The sequence below is a fragment of the Helicobacter pylori FD535 genome, assembly GCF_000296015.2.
GTDB classification, from domain to species: domain Bacteria; phylum Campylobacterota; class Campylobacteria; order Campylobacterales; family Helicobacteraceae; genus Helicobacter; species Helicobacter pylori_CT.
Genome location: NZ_AKHP02000045.1, coordinates 1 through 17125, shown reverse-complemented (window position 1 = coordinate 17125; position 17125 = coordinate 1). Strand labels below are relative to the sequence as shown.

Annotated in this window: 14 protein-coding genes, 1 other RNA gene and 2 pseudogenes; 6 read left to right on the top strand and 11 right to left on the bottom strand. The window is 38.5% G+C overall.

Going from position 1 to position 17125, the window contains the following annotated elements; genetic code table 11:
• Positions 1-2: 2 nt before the first annotated feature.
• From DV63_RS14875 to mltG, 11 genes and pseudogenes are all read right to left on the bottom strand, one after another.
• Complete coding sequence (locus DV63_RS14875; RefSeq protein ID WP_000890848.1) at positions 3-581, bottom strand: tumor necrosis factor alpha-inducing protein; 579 nt, start codon at positions 579-581, stop codon at positions 3-5.
• Between the two features lie 125 nt (positions 582-706).
• Positions 707-1022: RNase P RNA component class A (gene rnpB / locus DV63_RS17715), an RNA gene on the bottom strand.
• Between the two features lie 35 nt (positions 1023-1057).
• Positions 1058-2530, bottom strand: coding sequence for a disulfide bond formation protein B (locus DV63_RS14870; RefSeq protein WP_001031082.1), 1473 nt, complete (start codon positions 2528-2530; stop codon positions 1058-1060).
• 8 nt (positions 2531-2538) lie between these two features.
• On the bottom strand, positions 2539-2703 hold the full coding sequence (locus tag DV63_RS14865) for a hypothetical protein (RefSeq protein WP_000394834.1): 165 nt from the start codon (positions 2701-2703) through the stop codon (positions 2539-2541).
• A gap of 103 nt (positions 2704-2806) precedes the next feature.
• Positions 2807-4682, bottom strand: a pseudogene (locus DV63_RS14860) (site-specific DNA-methyltransferase).
• Positions 4679-7615, bottom strand: a complete 2937-nt coding sequence (locus DV63_RS14855) for a restriction endonuclease (RefSeq protein WP_000575716.1) — start codon at positions 7613-7615, stop codon at positions 4679-4681. Before DV63_RS14855 ends, DV63_RS14860 begins: the two are co-directional and overlap by 4 nt.
• Before the next feature lie 160 nt (positions 7616-7775).
• Positions 7776-8336 carry a 2-oxoglutarate:acceptor oxidoreductase subunit OorC gene (locus DV63_RS14850; RefSeq protein WP_000388054.1) on the bottom strand — a complete coding sequence of 187 codons (561 nt, stop codon included), beginning with the start codon at positions 8334-8336 and terminating at the stop codon, positions 7776-7778.
• A complete protein-coding gene (locus DV63_RS14845) occupies positions 8336-9157 on the bottom strand; it encodes a 2-oxoglutarate ferredoxin oxidoreductase subunit beta (protein ID WP_000885323.1) in 822 nt (273 codons plus the stop codon). Before DV63_RS14845 ends, DV63_RS14850 begins: the two co-directional genes overlap by 1 nt.
• 1 nt (position 9158) lies before the next feature.
• Positions 9159-10286 carry a 2-oxoglutarate synthase subunit alpha gene (locus DV63_RS14840; protein ID WP_001206901.1) on the bottom strand — a complete coding sequence of 376 codons (1128 nt, stop codon included), beginning with the start codon at positions 10284-10286 and terminating at the stop codon, positions 9159-9161.
• Positions 10286-10627: a 4Fe-4S dicluster domain-containing protein gene (locus DV63_RS14835; protein ID WP_001096898.1), complete on the bottom strand. Its 342-nt coding sequence runs from the start codon at positions 10625-10627 to the stop codon at positions 10286-10288. The genes DV63_RS14840 and DV63_RS14835 overlap by 1 nt, the downstream gene beginning before the upstream one ends.
• A gap of 184 nt (positions 10628-10811) precedes the next feature.
• On the bottom strand, positions 10812-11801 hold the full coding sequence (gene mltG / locus DV63_RS14830; RefSeq protein ID WP_000208778.1) for an endolytic transglycosylase MltG: 990 nt from the start codon (positions 11799-11801) through the stop codon (positions 10812-10814).
• Between mltG and DV63_RS14825 the strand changes: the two genes are divergently transcribed.
• The 6 genes and pseudogenes from DV63_RS14825 to DV63_RS14800 all read left to right on the top strand — a co-directional run.
• The gene (locus DV63_RS14825; RefSeq protein ID WP_001042336.1) at positions 11719-14652 is read left to right on the top strand and encodes a DUF3971 domain-containing protein; all 2934 of its coding nucleotides are present in this window, start codon (positions 11719-11721) and stop codon (positions 14650-14652) included. The two genes, mltG and DV63_RS14825, sit on opposite strands and share 83 nt — an antisense overlap.
• A gap of 1 nt (position 14653) precedes the next feature.
• Positions 14654-14884, top strand: a complete 231-nt coding sequence (locus DV63_RS14820) for a FeoA family protein (RefSeq protein WP_000174125.1) — start codon at positions 14654-14656, stop codon at positions 14882-14884.
• Positions 14885-14886: 2 nt separating this feature from the next.
• A complete protein-coding gene (gene nth, locus DV63_RS14815) occupies positions 14887-15537 on the top strand; it encodes an endonuclease III (RefSeq protein ID WP_031202567.1) in 651 nt (216 codons plus the stop codon).
• 81 nt (positions 15538-15618) lie between these two features.
• Positions 15619-15990, top strand: coding sequence for a flagellar motor switch protein FliN (fliN, locus tag DV63_RS14810; RefSeq protein WP_000004825.1), 372 nt, complete (start codon positions 15619-15621; stop codon positions 15988-15990).
• Positions 15987-16868, top strand: coding sequence for a hypothetical protein (locus DV63_RS14805; protein ID WP_017179684.1), 882 nt, complete (start codon positions 15987-15989; stop codon positions 16866-16868). Before fliN ends, DV63_RS14805 begins: the two co-directional genes overlap by 4 nt.
• Positions 16852-17125, top strand: a pseudogene (locus DV63_RS14800) (siderophore-mediated iron transporter); the annotation flags it as partial. The gene DV63_RS14805 and the pseudogene DV63_RS14800, both read left to right, overlap by 17 nt.

The window sequence follows — 17125 nt, the reverse complement described above, 5'->3', positions numbered from 1 at the left end:
TCCTACATGGCTATAGGGACTTTAACATCTCCGTAATTGATAGAATCTTTAAAGATTTCTTCCACTTTAGCCACAAGGATACTCACCGCTTGATTGTCTAATCCCATTTTATGCAACCCTTCGCTCAAAGCGTCCTTATCAAAACCACGCGCACGCACTAACGCAAACACTTCCTCATTGTTAGGATTGATATAAATCCCTAAACGATCCACATTCATCAAGCTGTCATAAATGGGCTGTGTCATTTGGATAAACATTTCATTAGTGATCTTTTGCTTGATGCGGTTGGATTTGGAAAGGTAAGCCTCCTTGAGTTTATGCACGATGTTTTGCGCCACTCTTATTGTCGCTCTTTTGGTAGCGATTTTTTCTATTTCTTCAGTTTTCTTACCATCCACAATGTGCGAGCTATCCACCCCTTGCGTGAGATACTGACTGCGATTTTGCAACATCCAATAAGGCACATCTTGTAAAAAAGAATTCCTTTGCGAAGTGTTTGGGCAAGTGCAAGCCTGCAACATCAAAACACCCAATCCGCATAAAAATAATTGCTTGCTTTTTAAAAAAGATTTTTCTAACACGCTATCCCCTTTGATTTTGATTTTACAGAGTGTAACACAAATCTTTAAGATTTTAAACAATAATCAGGTAAAAAATAAAAAAAAATAAAATGATTGAAACTTTATTTAAAAAAATCAACACGCAGTTGAGCATTAGAATAAGCCGGGTTCTGTCAATGGATGGCCATTTATCTGGGAAATATTTTGCAATATTCCTCAAGCGAAGCGTGTATCAATTTAGACTTACCATGCGCTTCTTGCTACAAATTGGGTTTACCCAAACAAGCTAAATTGCTTTAGCTCTGGTGGGCTCTTACCCCACCCTTTCACCCTTACCTTAAAAAGGCGGTTTGCTTTCTGTGGCACTTTCCCTTAGCTTGCGCTAGCCATCCGTTAGATGGAATTTTGTCTAATGTAGCCCGGACTTTCCTCTATTCTAAAATAGCGACCATCTTCTAATGCGTTGATATATTAGAAAAAAGTAGCTTTAAAAGAGTTTAAAAATTAAGGGTGTAGAGAATATTTTTATTATTCTCATAGCTCACAAGGATAAGCTCATTATCCCTAAACCCTCCAGCGCTGATATTTTTAATCTCTTTAGGCAAGCCATAAACTTCAAGAATCTCTTCTTTTGTAGGGTCTATGACTAAAAGCGTGTTAAATTCCTTACTGAACGCATAAAGCTTATTATCCTTTAACGCTAGTGCGCTGATAACTAACTCGCCCAGTTTCCTTTTTTCTTTAAGTTTGGCATTGCCTAATTCAAGTAAAAACTCCCCATGCACTTGCTTGTCGCTATTAAGCATGGAGATGATAATCAAATCCTTATAACGCTTGTTAGGAGCGGTGATTAAATAAGTGGATTTAGCCCCTCTTCTTGCAGCACTGACATAATAGTTTTTCGCCCTAGAAGTTTTCAAGCGGCTGCGTTCCACTTCATCAAAAGAGTCAGCCCCTTCTAAAAAATAAGGGAAGTTTTTAAGCGCGTTAGCGTTTTTGTTAGGAGTGATTTCCACGCTCGTTTTATTATTGCCCATGATCACAATGTTTTCATCTTCGTTAAAATCCGCCCCCACAAACGACCCCACCGTCGCGCTATAATAACTATCCAACACCATATGGCTGTGAATGGTTTTCAAATCGTTACCCGTAAGATAAAGGCCTTGGTTTTCTGTGGTAAGGATCGCCCTGTCTTCATTGAAATTCAAATCCGTGATCGCTCCATTCAGTTTTAAAAAAAGCTCTTCTTTTTTTCCAATCTTTAGAGTTTTTGTAATTTCTAAAGGCGAATGATCATAATCATTATCTTTAGGCAAAGCGCTCAATTTCAAAGGCTCGCCCACATCTCTTCTGCCAAAAACGCTTCTTGGGAATTTCAAATGATTCCAATTCTCCATAGACCAGACCGATTCTTTCAAATTCCACGAAAAACGCACCGGATCGCTTTGCCCTATGTAAGGGAAAGGCCCGGTAGAGAAAAACGCTTGCACGGCGTTAGAACCCACCACCATAAAGAAAACATAAAAAGCGCTTTTTTGGAGCGTGTTTAATGAGCGATCTTTAAAAAGTTGGGTATTAGGAGCAAAAAAGAGCAAAACCGCTAAAAGCGCCACCACGCTAAAAAAGACAAAAAGCGCCCAAAACTGCGTGTGCAAGCCCAAAATAGCGAGCGCAAAGCCCTGCCCCACATCTTCTAAAGCATGGCTACTGGTATGATAAAAGCTCTCATATAACCCGCTACTAGCCATGAGCAATAGCAGGGCAATGTATTTAGGCTTAAACCCAAAACGCACCACCAAAAGCGCCACAGCCCCTATTAAAATCATGTTGATGCGTTGTGCCCAGCAAAAAATACAAGGCGAATCTTTCAAAACATAGCCAAAATAAAAATTCGCCAAACCCACAGGAAAGATTAAAATCCCTAAGATCGCCAAAGAAAAAAGATTATAAAATCGGATTTCTTTATTCATGCATCCCCCTATAAATTCATATTAGGCAAAACGCTAGAGCTGTGGGCTATAAAAATAATCAGCTCCACTAACCACACCACCATCAAAATCCCAAACGCCCAATTTTCTTTTTCAGGCTTTTTAAACGCTATCAAAATAGCGAATAGACTCAAAAGCAGTCCTAAAAACTCCATGCCATTCCTTAAAATTTTCGTAGGATTATACTCAAAAACAAACTATGGGTAAATAAAAGATTAGGGGCGAGACCACTCAAGCGGTTTTTAACCCCTTTTCCAATCAATACACCACGCTCAAACGCTCTTTAAAGCTAGCGTTGAGATTGAGAAAGGCTTGTAAATCAATCTCTTCATAGCCGTCTAAAAATATCCTTTCGTTTCCACTTTTGGCTAAATATTCTTGCGCTTCTTCAGCGCACACGATACAAAAGTAAGCGTCTTCGCATTTATAGAGTTTATCTTTGATGATAATCTCTAGCGATGAATTGAGCGTTTTGCCGCATTGTAGGGCTAAATTTAGGGCTTTGTCAAAGGGCGTTAAATGAGAATGGTTGAAAAGCGTTATTCCCTCTTTGTCGTTTGTAATTTGCGCTTTGTCTTCTAAGGTATAAACTTTAAAGCCACAATTTAAATCGCTGTCTTTTGATGATTGGATTATTTTTGAAGCGGCTCTTTTAACCCTTTCAATGGTAATGTCGCTAATGACAGGCTTTGCGCTTTTTAAAACATTCTTACAAAAATCATAAGCGCTTTTATCTTCTTTTATCTCTTCATCAATTTGAACTAAAATAAATTCCCTATTGCCCTTATCTTCTGCGTTTAATTCCATCACCGCATGCGCGGTTGTCCCGCTCCCGGCGAAAAAGTCTAAGATGATGTCGCCCTCGTTTGTAGAAGTTGAATGCAGAATGATTTTTTTCATAAATTCTACGCCTTTTGGATAAGGAAAATATTCTCCCATTCCCAAACTTAAAAGCTCTTTTGTTGCGGTTTGATTCATGTAACAATTATCGCTAAATATTAAACTATCAAAAGTTTTTTGCGTGGTTTTTAAATCCTTTAAATAGCGTTTATAAATAAAGCCTCTTTCATTTTCCTTATGCTCTTTTTTAAAACAAATCCTCCCCTCATCAATGTGTTTTTGTAAAGTATTTTGAGAAAAAAGCCAAAATCTACCTTCTGGCGGATAATCCACTTTATTCGTATAAGGATTAGTAACCCCAAAATATCCTGTTTTTATATTCCCGCTTTTTGCACTAGGGTTATCATTAATCCATGCTCCATTAGGGTCGTTATCGGGGTTTTTGTAATTTTCCAAATTCTTTTCTCCCCCCAAGAGATTTGTATAATTTTTATCTTTAGCATAACAGAGCAAAAACTCATGCTGGTAATTTAATCCGATTTTTGCATCGTTGGTTGTGGATTTTGTTTTACGGATAAAATCTCCAACAAAATTATCTTCCCCAAAAATTTCATCGCATAAAAGTTTGAGTTGGGCGCATTCGTTATCGTCAATGCTGATAAAAATCACACCATCTTCTTTAAGCAAATCGCGCGCTAATTTTAGGCGAGGCAGCATGAAACTAAGCCACCCGCTATGGCTCCTACTCCACTTGAATGTTTTTAAAAAATTTCAAGCTCTCGCTTTCTGTTTCCTTTCCGTTTTCATCTATTTCCATTAAGCCCACTTCCCTTAAAATCTTTTGATAATCTTTCCTGAAATTATCCGGATAAATAAATTCATCGCTTTGCGTGTTGTAGGGCGGATCAATGTAAATCATCTTTATTTTTTCGCTGTAAGCGGATTTTAAAAGCTTGAGGCCATCAAGATTGTCGCCTATGATAATAGCGTTGTTGGGGTGTTTATTTGCTGAAGTTTGGGGCGTAAAGCTTTCTTGTAATTTGAGTAATTTGTGGCAAGGTTGAGAGTAAAGGGCGTTAGCCAAGCCTTTGCCCGTCCAAGTGAGCTCATAGCCGCTTATATCATTCATGCTTTCATTGAAGCCTAAAAGCGTTTTGATAGCACTCAAACTCACTTGTCCGTCTTTTATCGTTTGCGGGAAGTTCTTTAAAAGCATCTCAAAAAGGGGGTTATTTTCTTGCTGGCTTTGGATGGTGTTGATACCCATTTTTTTGGCTTGATTTTTATCTGTCATGGCGTGTCCTTTAATGCGTTTTTAAGCGCGCTTAATAAATCTTGTTGGTTGATGCGTGTGGCAAAAACGACTCGTATTTTTGCGTTTTTTAAATTTTGAGATAGCGTTTTAAAAAAGATCTTAGCGTATTCAATTTTACGCTTTTCATCTTGCGGGATGTCGCTCTCTTTTTCATAGCCTTTGGTTTCGCAAACAAAAAAGATTTTTGTGCCCTTGTTGTCTTTAAGCAAATAAGCAAAATCAGGCTCATAGTTTTTATAAGGCGTTGGGATTTTAAATTTAGGGAGCTTGGCAAAAACTTCCATGCTTTTACCTTCCACTTTTACCCGCTCTTTGCTCACTTCTTCTTCAATTTTAGAATCATAAATGATCGTATCATAAAGATAGTTTTGGCTTGGAGTTTGCGCGCTTTTGTATTTGCCTAATTGGTGTTTTTCAATCTCAGTTTTGGGCGAGCCGTCTTCAAAATAAAGCGGATCGGTTTTATCAAAAGCCGTGTTAGAAAAGGCGTTTTGGCAAAATTCATAACTCACGCAAGAAAGCAAATTCGCATGCAATTCGTCTTTGATGATGCCTTTAAGCAATTTAAAGGCGTTTTTGGGTGAGTTTAAAAAATGCTCTTTGTTTAAAGCGTTGTAGAGTTCAAGCGTGAATTTTAAGGGCAACGATTCGTCTTTGGCAAAGTCAAGCAAAAGCGCGTTTATTTCTTTTTGTAAAGCGTTAGCGTAGTCTCTGATTTTTAGGGTGCTTGATTGCTCTGTAATGATCCTGTTGGTTTTTGGGTCATACCATTGGCTTTCAAATTTGATTGCCTCAGCGCTCACATGGCTTTCATTAAACGCTTTGGCGATAGATTCTATCAGCTTGGTTTTTTGGATATTTTGATAGTTTATACGGCTTTGCGCGTTGATGGTTTGCCATAACTCTTTAAATTCCTTAGCTAAATTTTGGCGGATTTTGACTTTTTCCTGAGACTGGTTAGCGTTTATAACTTGATCGCGCTTGTTGGTTGGATTTTCAGCCATTTTAAAGGCGCTTAAAACGGCGCAATATTCTTCATCGCTTAAAAAGTCTTTTATCGTTTTTTCGTTGTTTTGCATCGTCTCACAAATAGGGGCAATGATTTTGTAAGCGTTGTTGGTTTCATCAAATTCTACGGCGTTTAATGTTTCCAATGTATCGCAAAATTTATTGATCTTTCTTTCATTAAGCCCTAACTTGGCTAAATCCTCTCTGTCTAGCGTATTGCCACCACCAATAAAGCTGCTCGCTTCAATCTCTTTTTGCAAACCCTCCATAAAGCCCACTTCTTCGCCACTCACTAGCATGTCAAGGTGGTTTATTTTATAAAAAATGTCGTCGTTTGCCTTTAAAAATCCATGCGTAACGCGCTTGCCCTCTTGATTGAGCGCGATTCTTAACCCGCGCCCCACTTGCTGATGGCGGCTTGTTTCGCTGGTGGAGTTTGCCAGTTTAATAAGGGTAAAAATGTTGGGATTGTCCCAACCCTCTTGCAAAGCCCACACGCTAAAGATAAAACGCAAAGGCGTTTGAAAGGAAAGCAGTTTTTCTTTTTCGCTCAAAATCATTTTAATGTCGTTGGCTTCAATGTTTTCTTTATTGCTTTCTTTTCTGCCTTTATTGAGCGCTACGCTATCGCCGCTAAAATAGCCTTGATGGACGCGTAAATTACCGCTCTCATCAAAATCTCTCGCTAAATATTCTTTATAGCTTGGCGATAAATTTTCCCTTGCTAGAATTGAAGCGCGTTTGAGTTTGTAAAGCCTTTCAAATTCGGTTTTAATAAAGGGTGCGCCTTTGTTATCAATTTGCCTAAAATCCTCAATTTTTGGGATAAAAAACAGGCTTAACGCTTTAATGTTTTGCTCAAATAAAAACGCCTCTTTTTCAAAATGCAAGTCAATGGCTTTTTCTAAAAGGGTGCTGATTTCATCTTGCGTGAGTTTATAAGAAGCCTTTTCAAGCGTAGCGCCATCGCTCAAATAAGCCCTATCTTTGGTGATTTTAACCAAGCTAACGCCGTTAAAAGACGCGCCAATTTTGCCTAAATCCTCTCCTTTTGAAAGCGTGATTCGTTTGAGAATGCCCGCTTTGTAAAAGGCAATTTTTGCGCTTTTTGAATCCGCATTGAGCAAAAACGGGCTTTGCGAATCTTGCATGACAGAATGGATGCGGATTTGTTTGACAAGGTAATTTCTAAACGCGCTGATTGAATCCAAACAAAAGGCTACATTGCTTAAAGCATGCTCTTTTTCTTTTGCAAAAGTCGCCCCAAAGCGAAAATAAAGCGTGCCTATTTTGCCAAAATACTTACCAAACGCTTCACCTTTAAGCAAATGCGGCTCGTCTATGATGGAAATAGGCTTTAAATCAGCGATATTTTCAAAAATGCTTTTGGCGTTAAAAAGGTTTTCGCTGTTTTTATTGAGTATGTTTTTTTCACCCTTGTCAATCGCGCTGTTAGTGAGGAGCAAGACGCTCAGTTCGTCTTGGTTTTTAATGTAATGATTGATGATATTGCTTTGCGATTTATCCCCTTCATAAGTGTAGGTTTTCAGGTGGCGTTTGAATTCTAAATAAAAATAATCTTTCGTAAGGCGGATATTTTGCTTAACCGACTCTAAAATGGCTTTTCGTGGGACAAAGATGATGAATTTATTTTGCCCATAAGCCTTATGGAGCGCAAAGATCAAATTCAAATAAGTGAAAGTCTTGCCCGTGCCTGTTTCCATTAAAACATCAACATTGAGCTTGCCGCTTAAATTTTTGACAGGGATCTCGCATGCGGTGTGGAATTGATTTAAACAATCTTTTAGATTTAAGGCATCGTGGCGCTTAAAATCAAAGCCATCTAAAAGCGTGATAATGTTGTTAACACACTCTTGCTGGTAGTCTTGTTTTTCAAAAATCATTGGTGTTTTTGCCTTTGGTGTTTGCGAGCGTCTTAACCTGAAATGGGTAAAAATATAACCCAAAGCCCCTTTTTAGAGCTTGAATTATCTTACACCCATCACAATCAAGTTTTCAAAAAATTCATCAAGAGAATCAATTCAAAACAAGAGTTTAGAGCCACTAACCTCTAACTTTCAAAGCTTCTAAAGCATGTTTTTTGCCAATTTCAAAGGCTTTTTTGTTGGTGTCAGCGACTTTTGCAGGGACTTTTTTAAGCATGGTGTCTAGCACGATATTTTCTTCTACGCACTTAGTAAGCTCCACGGTAATGGCTAAGGCTACCACAGATTGCGTGATGATATTACCCACTTCATCTTTAGCGATACTGATGATAGGGATTTTATAAATTTGATACTTTTCTTCGTCTTCTTTAGTGGGAGTTACCAGATTGGGATCAATGACAACGATACCGCCTTGTTTAATATCGCTTTTAAACTGGTTGTAGCTGATTTGAGCGACTGAAAGCATGAAATCAATCTCGCCCTCTTTAGCATAAGGGAAAATGATTTCATCTCTGTCTAGCAAAATATCCACTTTAGTGGGCCCTCCACGCACTTGCGAAGTATAGGTGGAAGTCTTAGTGCCATAGCCCCCACTCACAATCTTAGCTTCAGCTAAAATCTCCCCCGCTAACAACACGCCTTGCCCTCCAACGCCCGTAAATCGTAATTGCGCTTCCATTATTGTTTTCCTTGTGCTTTTTCAATGATTTCTTGATACGCTTCGCAATATTCTTTCCTGTCCGTGTCATGCTTTAAAACGCCTGTAGGGAATTTATCCACCCTTTCTTCAGGGCTCATGGCTTCAAATTGGCGTTTGCTCACCAATCGGCTTTCCATCCATTTTAGCATTTGAGACGCTTCGCCCATTTTATTCTTACGCCCTAAATTGATATGGCAATTGCTATGGACATCAAAGAAGCTAAAGCCCTTGTGCGAGAAACCTTCTTTAAGCACTTTTTCTAATTTTTGAGGGTCTAAAACGCTCTCTCTAGCCACAAAACTCGCTCCGGCGGCGGTGGTTAAAGCGCATGGGTCAAATTGGTTATCAATATTCCCCCATTGAGCCGTAACCGTCCACATGCCATTAGGCGTGGTGGGCGAAGTTTGGGAGTTGGTCAAACCATAAATGAAATTATTCACTAAAATAAAATTCAAATCAATGTTTCTTCTGCATGCATGCATGGTGTGATTGCCTCCAATCGCAAAGCCATCGCCATCGCCAGAAACCACGATCACATGCTTACTAGGATTAGCCATTTTAATCCCTGTCGCATACGCCACAGCCCTACCATGCGTGGTGTGAACGGTGTTGCAATTCACATACGAACTCATGCGCCCGCTGCAACCAATCCCGCTCACCAAACACACATCATCCATTTTCCAACCTAAAGCGTCAATCGTGCGGATAATGGATTTCAAAATCACGCCATCGCCACAGCCCCAACACCACAAAGTGGGTATTTTATCCACACGCAAATATTCATCATAATTAAACGCCATTTTAAAGCTCCTTCAATTTTGCGATGATTTGTTTAGGCGAAATCGTGCGCCCATTGGCTTGCCCCAAGAAATGCACCTTTCTTTGCATAGCCCTTTCAATCTCTTCTAAATACTGCCCTTTATTCAATTCAATCACAAGGATTTTTTCGTATTTATCCCCTATTTCTTTCAAGCGTTTAGCCGGGCTTGGCCATAAGGTTTTAGGCCTGAAAAAGCCGACTTTTTGCTTGCTTTCTTTATTGTAATCTTTCAAGGCTTCTTTAACCGCTAGAGAAACCGAACCATAAGCGATAACAACGATTTCAGCACCCTCTAAATCCATTTCCTCATTTTCATTGATAATGTCTTGCTTGGATTCAATCTTATTAAATAATCTGTCAATCAAATCCCCACCGATTTTAGCGTCTTCAGTAGGAAAGCCAATAGGCCCATGGTGCAAGCCTGAAACATGGTAGCGATAGCCTTTAAAGAAAGGGTTTAAGACAGCCGGCTCGTCTTGCGCGACCCCATAAGGTTTGTAATCTTTCTTATCGCCTACAAATTCCTTACGATTAATGGTCATTTTTTGCACTTCTTCTAAATCTGGGATTTGCACCTTGCCATACATATGCCCTACGGTTTCATCCATGAGCAAGAATACAGGGGTCATGAGCATTTCAGCCAAATTGAACGCGCGAACGGTCTCTGTGTAAGCTTCTTCCAAACTAGCAGGAGCGAGCGCGACGGCTTTAAAATCCCCATGTATGGGGTGTTTTAAGAAACTCACATCGCCTTGAGCCACACGAGTGGGCATTCCGGTTGATGGGCCTGAACGCATCACATCAGTGATCACTAAAGGGATTTCTGCCATGAAAGAATAACCGATTTGCTCCACTTTCAATGAAATACCAGGCCCAGAGCTCGCTGTCATAGACTTCGTCCCACTCATGCTCGCCCCTAAAGACACGCTAATCCCACTGATTTCATCTTCCATTTGGATAAAATGACCGCCGCATTTGGGCAAAGCCACGCTCATCGCATGCATAATATCCGAGCTTGGCGTGATAGGATAGCCCCCAAAAAACCGACACCCCACTTCAATCGCCGCTTTAGCGACTAATTCATTCCCGTCAGAAATAATCTCACGCATTATTTGCCTCTCCCTTCTAAAATAGTCTCTTCTAAGAGCATGTATTTATTGTCCTTAACCTTTTGGCTTCTTTCTTGGGCTTCTTTAGAAACTTTAGCGAATTTGAAATCTTTCCTATCAGCCACATAAATCGCAAAATCCGGGCAGTGCAACTCGCATTGCACGCAACCGATACAACTCTCTGGATAGGCTACTTTAGCCACTTTTCCAAGCACCCTTTCTTTTTCAATCCCCATGCCAAGAACCCCAGCAGGGCATACCGATACGCAAATATCACAGCCCTTACACCTGTCTTCATTCACCCAAACGGCAACCCCATCTGGAGCGCTCATTTTAGCCATTCACTCTCCTTTGTGCTAAAAGCTGTATTTAAAGCCCTAGCCATCAAAATTTGCCTAAAATTGTAGCAAGCCTTTTTTAATAAAATCTAAAATGCTTTAATAGTAAGAACTTAAAATTAAAATGAGAAAATACTAAACACTTTTTACTCAATTTAAAAGAAAAAACGCCCCATTTACCTTAATTTTAAAAATGATTATTAGAAAGATTAATGTTTTTTAAATGCTCTTTATAAGTCGCGCTGAAAGCATGTTTTTTATCCGGCATTTTCACAAAATACAAGAAATCCGTTTTTTTAGGGAAAATCACGGCTCTAATCGCTTCTAGGCTCACGCTCCCTACAGGATTTTTAGGCAAACCCTTAAACTTATAGGTGTTGTAGGGGGTGTTATCGGTTTTAATGCGCTCTTTGGTTACTTTAGCGTGTGAAAATTCCTGATAATTCAAAGCCCCATCCATTTGTAAAGGCATGCCTTTTTTCAAGCGGTTAAAAATCACGCTCGCAATCAAGGGCATTTCTTCAACATTAGCGGCTTCTTTTTGCACAATAGAAGCGAGAATGATTTTTTCAAACCACTCTTCTTTATGGTAGTATCCAAGCCATTGTTTGCTTAAAGCTTCGTGTTTTTTGAGAGATTGACTGATCAAAGTTTGCATGATTTTAAAAGCGTCCTCCCCTAAAGGCAAATGATAAGTGTCTGGCCATATCACCCCATCTTCTATCACAGCGCCATTCAATCGTGGAGCGATGCTTTCATAAGCCTGATTGAGATCGCTTGTTTCTAGTTGGTAAGTCTCGCTCAAAATTTGCGTGAAAAAATAGCGGCTTTCTCCAGGGATTAGAGTCGCGCTTTTTTGCGCCGCTTTTGCCTTAATCAAACGGACTAAAAAATCCCCCTTTCTTAAAGCCCCATCGCCCATATCAATATAACCTTTTTTAGGCATGCCTATTAGGCGTAAAAAAAGCAAATCCAAAGCGTTAATATCCACGCCTTGCTCTTTTAAAGAAAAAAACACTTTTTTGATCGAACCTTGCGGGACAACCACCACTTTGTTAAGATAAATTGGTATACTTAAATAAAAAAGAATACTGATGAATAAAAGAAAACATGTATCCAAGAAAGTATTTAATGTCATTATCTTGTTTGTGGCAGTATTCACTCTTTTAGTTGTCATCCATAAAACCCTTTCAAACGGCATTCACATACAAAATTTAAAAATTGGGAAGCTTGGCATTTCTGAATTATACTTAAAACTCAATAACAAGCTTTCTTTAGAAGTTGAACGCATTGATCTCTCTTCTTTCTTCCATCAAAAACCCACTAAAAAGCGTTTAGACGTTTCTGATCTGATTAAAAATATCCGTTATGGCATTTGGGCGGTGTCTTATTTTGAAAAACTTAAAGTCAAAGAAATCATTTTAGACGATAAAAATAAAGCCAATATCTTTTTTGATGGGAATAAATACGAGTTAGAATTCCCGGGAGTCAAAGGGGAATTTTCCCTAGAAGATGATAAAAATATCAAGCTTAAAATCATTAATTTGCTTTTTAAAGATATTAAAGTCCAAGTAGATGGCAATGCCCACTATTCGCCTAAAGCTAGGAAAATGGCGTTTAATTTGATTGTCAAGCCCTTAATTGAACCCAGTGCTGCAATTTATTTGCAAGGGCTAACCGATTTAAAAACCATAGAATTAAAAATCAACACTTCTCCAATGAAAAGCCTGGCGTTTTTAAAGCCTCTTTTCCAACACCAATCGCAAAAAAATTTAAAAACATGGATTTTTGACAAGATCCAATTTGCTAGCTTTAAGATTGATAACGCTTTAATCAAAGCTAATTTCACTCCTAGCGAGTTTATCCCATCGCTTTTGAAAAATTCTGTAGTTAAAGCCACTTTGATGAAGCCTTCAGTCGTTTTTAATGATGGCTTATCGCCCATTAAAATGGATAAAACCGAATTGATCTTCAAAAACAAACAGCTTCTCATACAGCCCCAAAAAATCGCTTATGAAACCATGGAATTAACCGGCTCTTACGCCACTTTTTCCAATTTGTTAGAAGCCCCTAAGTTGGAGATTTTTTTAAAAACGACCCCTAATTATTATGGCGATAGCGTTAAGGATTTATTGAGCGCTTATAAGGTCGTTTTACCTTTGGATAAAATCAGCACGCCATCTAGCGCGGATTTGAAACTCACCTTGCAATTCTTAAAAAACACCGCCCCTTTATTTAGCGTTCAAGGCAATGTTAATTTGCAAGAAGGCACCCTCTCGCTCTATAATATCCCCCTTTATACGCAAAGCGCTAGCGTAAACTTAGATATTACCCAAGAATACCAATACATCTATATAGAAACTACCCACACCCGCTATGAAAACATGCTGGATTTAGACGCTAAAATCGCTTTAGATTTGAATAAAAAAACCCTTTCTTTGGATTCTTTAGTCCATAAAATACGATTCAACACTAACAATAATATCAATATGCGTTCTTATGGCTTGAATAACGACCAAGATAACCCACAGCCTGCTAAATTTTCTTTAGATTTAAAAAGCTTGCATTCTATTATTCAAGAGGGTGAAAACTCAGAGGCGTTTAGAAGAAAAATCATAGACACCATTAAAGCCCAAAGTGAAGACAAATTCACCAAAGATGTTTTCTATGCTACAGGAGACACTCTTAAAAACCTTTCTTTGAATTTTGATTTTTCTAACCCCAACCACATGCAATGGAGCGTGCCACAACTTTTATTAGAGGGCGAATTTAAAGATGACGCCTATGTTTTTAGAATCAAAGATTTGAAAAAAATCAAGCCCTATTCCCCTATTATGAAATATTTCGCCTTAGAAGATGGCTCTTTAGAAGTTTCTACGAGCGATTTTGTCAATATTGATTTTTTTGCTAAGGATTTAAAAATCACTTTACCCATCTATCATAGCAACGGCAGGCAATTTGATTCCCTCTCTTTATTTGGCTCTATTAATAAAGATGAAATTTCTGTCTATACTCCAAGCAAAAGCATATCTATAAAAGTTAAAGGGGATCAAAAGGATATTACTCTTAATAACATTGATTTGAGTATTGACGATTTTTTAGATAGCAAGATGCCAGCGATTGCGGGATTATTCTCAAAAGAACGAAAAGAAAAGCCTAGCTCTAAAGAAATCCAAGATGAAGATATTTTCATTAGCGCCAAACAACGCTATGAAAAAGCCCACAAAATTATCCCCATCTCTACACGCATCCATGCTAAAGATGTCGTGTTAATCTATAAAAAAATGCCTTTTCCTTTAGAAAATCTTGATATTGTCGCTCAAGATGACAGAGTGAAAATCGATGGCAATTATAAAAACGGCATGATCATGGCGGATTTAGTGCATGGGGCTTTGTATCTTAAGGCCCATAATTTTAGCGGGGATTATATCAATACCATCCTCCAAAAAGATTTCGTAGAAGGGGGCTTATTCACGCTTATTGGGGCTCTTGAAGATCAGGTTTTCAACGGCGAATTGAAATTCCAAAACACAAGCTTGAAGAATTTCGCCCTCATGCAAAACATGATCAATCTCATCAACACCATTCCCTCTCTCATTGTCTTTAAGAACCCTCATCTAGGGGCTAATGGCTATCAAATCAAAACCGGATCTGTTGTTTTTGGGATCACTAAAGAATATTTAGGGTTAGAAAAAATTGATCTTATCGGCAAAACGCTTGATATTGCTGGCAATGGGATCATTGAATTAGACAAAAACAAATTGGATTTGAATTTAGAAGTTTCCACTATCAAGGCTTTGAGTAATGTCTTAAATAAAATCCCTATTGTGGGCTATCTTGTCTTAGGAAAAGGAGGTAAAATCACCACTAATGTGAATGTCAAAGGCACGCTGGATAAACCTAAAACTCAAGTAACTTTAGCATCAGATATTATCCAAGCGCCTTTTAAAATCTTGCGCCGTATTTTCACACCCATTGACATCATCGTGGATGAAGTCAAAAAAAACATTGATTCAAAAAGGAAGTAAAATGACGCTCAATGAAGCCATTAAAGACAAAGTTTATGAAATCGTAGAAATCGCTGACTGCGATGAAGCCCTTAAAAAACGCTTTCTGTCTTTTGGTATCCATGAAGGGGTTCAATGCACCCTTTTGCATTATTCCATGAAAAAAGCCACGCTTTCGGTTAAAATCAACCGCATTCAAGTGGCCTTAAGATCCCATGAAGCGCAATACCTTGTCATCAAAGAAAGCGTGTGAAAATGGGTTTAAAACGCGCTAAAACTTACCAAAAAGCCCAACAAATCAAAGAACTGCTTTTAAAACATTACCCCAACCAAACCACCGAATTGCGCCATAAAAACCCCTATGAATTGCTAGTAGCTACCATTTTAAGCGCTCAATGCACGGACGCTAGAGTGAATACAATAACGCCCAAGTTATTTGAAAAATACCCAAGCGTGAATGATTTAGCGCTCGCTTCTTTAGAAGAAGTTAAAGAGATCATCAAATCCGTTTCGTATTTCAACAATAAAAGCAAGCATTTAATCAGTATGGCGCAAAAAGTGGTTAGGGATTTTAAGGGCGTTATCCCCTCTACGCAAAAAGAACTAATGAGTCTAGATGGCGTGGGGCAAAAAACCGCTAATGTGGTGCTTTCAGTGTGCTTTGATGCAAATTATATAGCCGTAGATACCCATGTGTTCCGCGCAACACACCGATTAGGTTTAAGCAACGCTAACACGCCCATTAAGACCGAAGAAGAACTCAGCGATCTTTTTAAAGACAACCTATCCAAACTCCACCATGCTTTAATCTTGTTTGGCCGCTACACCTGCAAGGCTAAAAACCCCTTATGCGGCGCGTGTTTTTTAAAGGAATTTTGCGTTTCTAAGGCTAGCTTTAAAGCGTAGTGGCTTTATTTGTTATAAAATTTATAGTAAAATTAAGATTTTATAATCAAAGTCAAATCATTCTTGAAAGAGCAGGGTTTTATGTCAGAAACAGAAGCTAATAAGTTGAAAATAGCCGAAAAAGAAAAAGAGAAAGCGAATAAAGAAAGAGAACTAGAGCTTTCCACTTATTTAGAAGAACTCATTTGCGATTATAAAAACCTTTTAGACATGGAGATTGTTTTTAGCGCCGAACTTGGCTCTACGCAAATCCCTTTATTGCAAATTTTGCGTTTTGAAAAAGGCTCTGTGATTGATTTGCAAAAACCCGCCGGAGAAAGCGTGGATACTTTTGTGAACGGGCGGGTGATTGGTAAGGGTGAGGTGATGGTTTTTGAAAGGAATTTAGCCATTCGCTTGAATGAAATCCTAGATTCTAACGCCATTGTGTATTATCTCGCTAAAAATTCATGAGATTGTTATTCTTGTTATTGAGCGCTGCTTTTATGTTACTGGCTGAAGAAAAAATACTTTTAAACGATGACGCCCCTATTAAATTAGTGCATTGGCAAAATGCATTAAAAGAAGTCCAACCTGATTCAAACGCTCCAGCAACACCCCCCATAAAAGCCGTGCAAACCACGCTCACTTTTGAAACACCCTTTAACAAAACGCCTAAAATCATGGAAGTTGGAGGGCAAAAGGTGATCGTTTTAAAAAACGCTAAACTGGATTCTAAAAAAACCATGGATTTTAAAGAAGCCTCTTTGAACGCTTTAGAAATGTTTTCCTACCAAAATGACATCTACCTCTTGTCTAAAAAAGCTAAAATGGAATTAGAGATCCAAGCTTCAAACAGCAAGGATAAAAAGCAACTCCGCTTTCTTTTTTTGCCTAAAGGTTTTCATTTAGCCCCACCGCCTAGCCTGAAAGAACAATCTCAGCATGCCAATCTCGCAAGCCAAGATGGAAAAGAGCGAGCCAAAAGTCCCTTAAACACTCTAGAGTTAAAACCCCCACTAGATTTAAGCCATGCTTATAAGGCGCTAGCAGTTATTGCTGCCTTACTCTTAATATTGTATATAATCAAAAAAAAAATTGTTCCTGCACAAGGGTCTTTTTCTGCAAAAGATTTTAAGTTAGAAATTAGTGTTTTGGGTCGTGTTGGCGCGAACCATAAAATCATTTCAATAGAAACCAATAAGGAGCGTTACTTGGTCTTACTAAGCGATAAATACGGCCTGCTTTTAGACAAAATAAGCCCAAAAACATCTAAAGAAGAACTGATTAAAGAAGCTGAAAATAATATAAAGAATTCAAAATTAGGAAATTTATATGCCAGAAAATTCTAAACTGCAACCTGCTAAGTTAGGGAAAAATTTTGACCCTGTGGATCATTCTAACAGGAATTTTTTCTTTTCTCTCATTCTGTCTGTATTGTTACACTGGTTGATTTATTTTTTATTTGAACACAGAGAAGATTTTTTTCCTTCAAAACCCAAGCTTGTTAAATTAAATCCTGAAAATTTATTGGTTTTAAAAAGAGGCCATTCGCAAGATCCTAGTAAAAACACCCCGGGCGCTCCTAAACCCACGCTGGCTGGCCCCC

Excerpts from the sequence above, each read along its gene's own strand:
- DV63_RS14870 (WP_001031082.1), bottom strand. The coding sequence starts at position 2,530 with ATGAATAAAGAAATCCGATTTTATAATCTTTTTTCTTTGGCGATCTTA.
- DV63_RS14865 (WP_000394834.1), bottom strand. The coding sequence starts at position 2,703 with ATGGAGTTTTTAGGACTGCTTTTGAGTCTATTCGCTATTTTGATAGCG.
- DV63_RS14855 (WP_000575716.1), bottom strand. The coding sequence starts at position 7,615 with ATGATTTTTGAAAAACAAGACTACCAGCAAGAGTGTGTTAACAACATT.
- DV63_RS14850 (WP_000388054.1), bottom strand. The coding sequence starts at position 8,336 with ATGGAAGCGCAATTACGATTTACGGGCGTTGGAGGGCAAGGCGTGTTG.
- DV63_RS14845 (WP_000885323.1), bottom strand. The coding sequence starts at position 9,157 with ATGGCGTTTAATTATGATGAATATTTGCGTGTGGATAAAATACCCACT.
- DV63_RS14840 (WP_001206901.1), bottom strand. The coding sequence starts at position 10,286 with ATGCGTGAGATTATTTCTGACGGGAATGAATTAGTCGCTAAAGCGGCG.
- DV63_RS14835 (WP_001096898.1), bottom strand. The coding sequence starts at position 10,627 with ATGGCTAAAATGAGCGCTCCAGATGGGGTTGCCGTTTGGGTGAATGAA.
- DV63_RS14825 (WP_001042336.1), top strand. The coding sequence starts at position 11,719 with ATGAATAAAAGAAAACATGTATCCAAGAAAGTATTTAATGTCATTATC.
- mltG (WP_000208778.1), bottom strand. The coding sequence starts at position 11,801 with ATGACAACTAAAAGAGTGAATACTGCCACAAACAAGATAATGACATTA.
- DV63_RS14820 (WP_000174125.1), top strand. The coding sequence starts at position 14,654 with ATGACGCTCAATGAAGCCATTAAAGACAAAGTTTATGAAATCGTAGAA.
- nth (WP_031202567.1), top strand. The coding sequence starts at position 14,887 with ATGGGTTTAAAACGCGCTAAAACTTACCAAAAAGCCCAACAAATCAAA.
- fliN (WP_000004825.1), top strand. The coding sequence starts at position 15,619 with ATGTCAGAAACAGAAGCTAATAAGTTGAAAATAGCCGAAAAAGAAAAA.
- DV63_RS14805 (WP_017179684.1), top strand. The coding sequence starts at position 15,987 with ATGAGATTGTTATTCTTGTTATTGAGCGCTGCTTTTATGTTACTGGCT.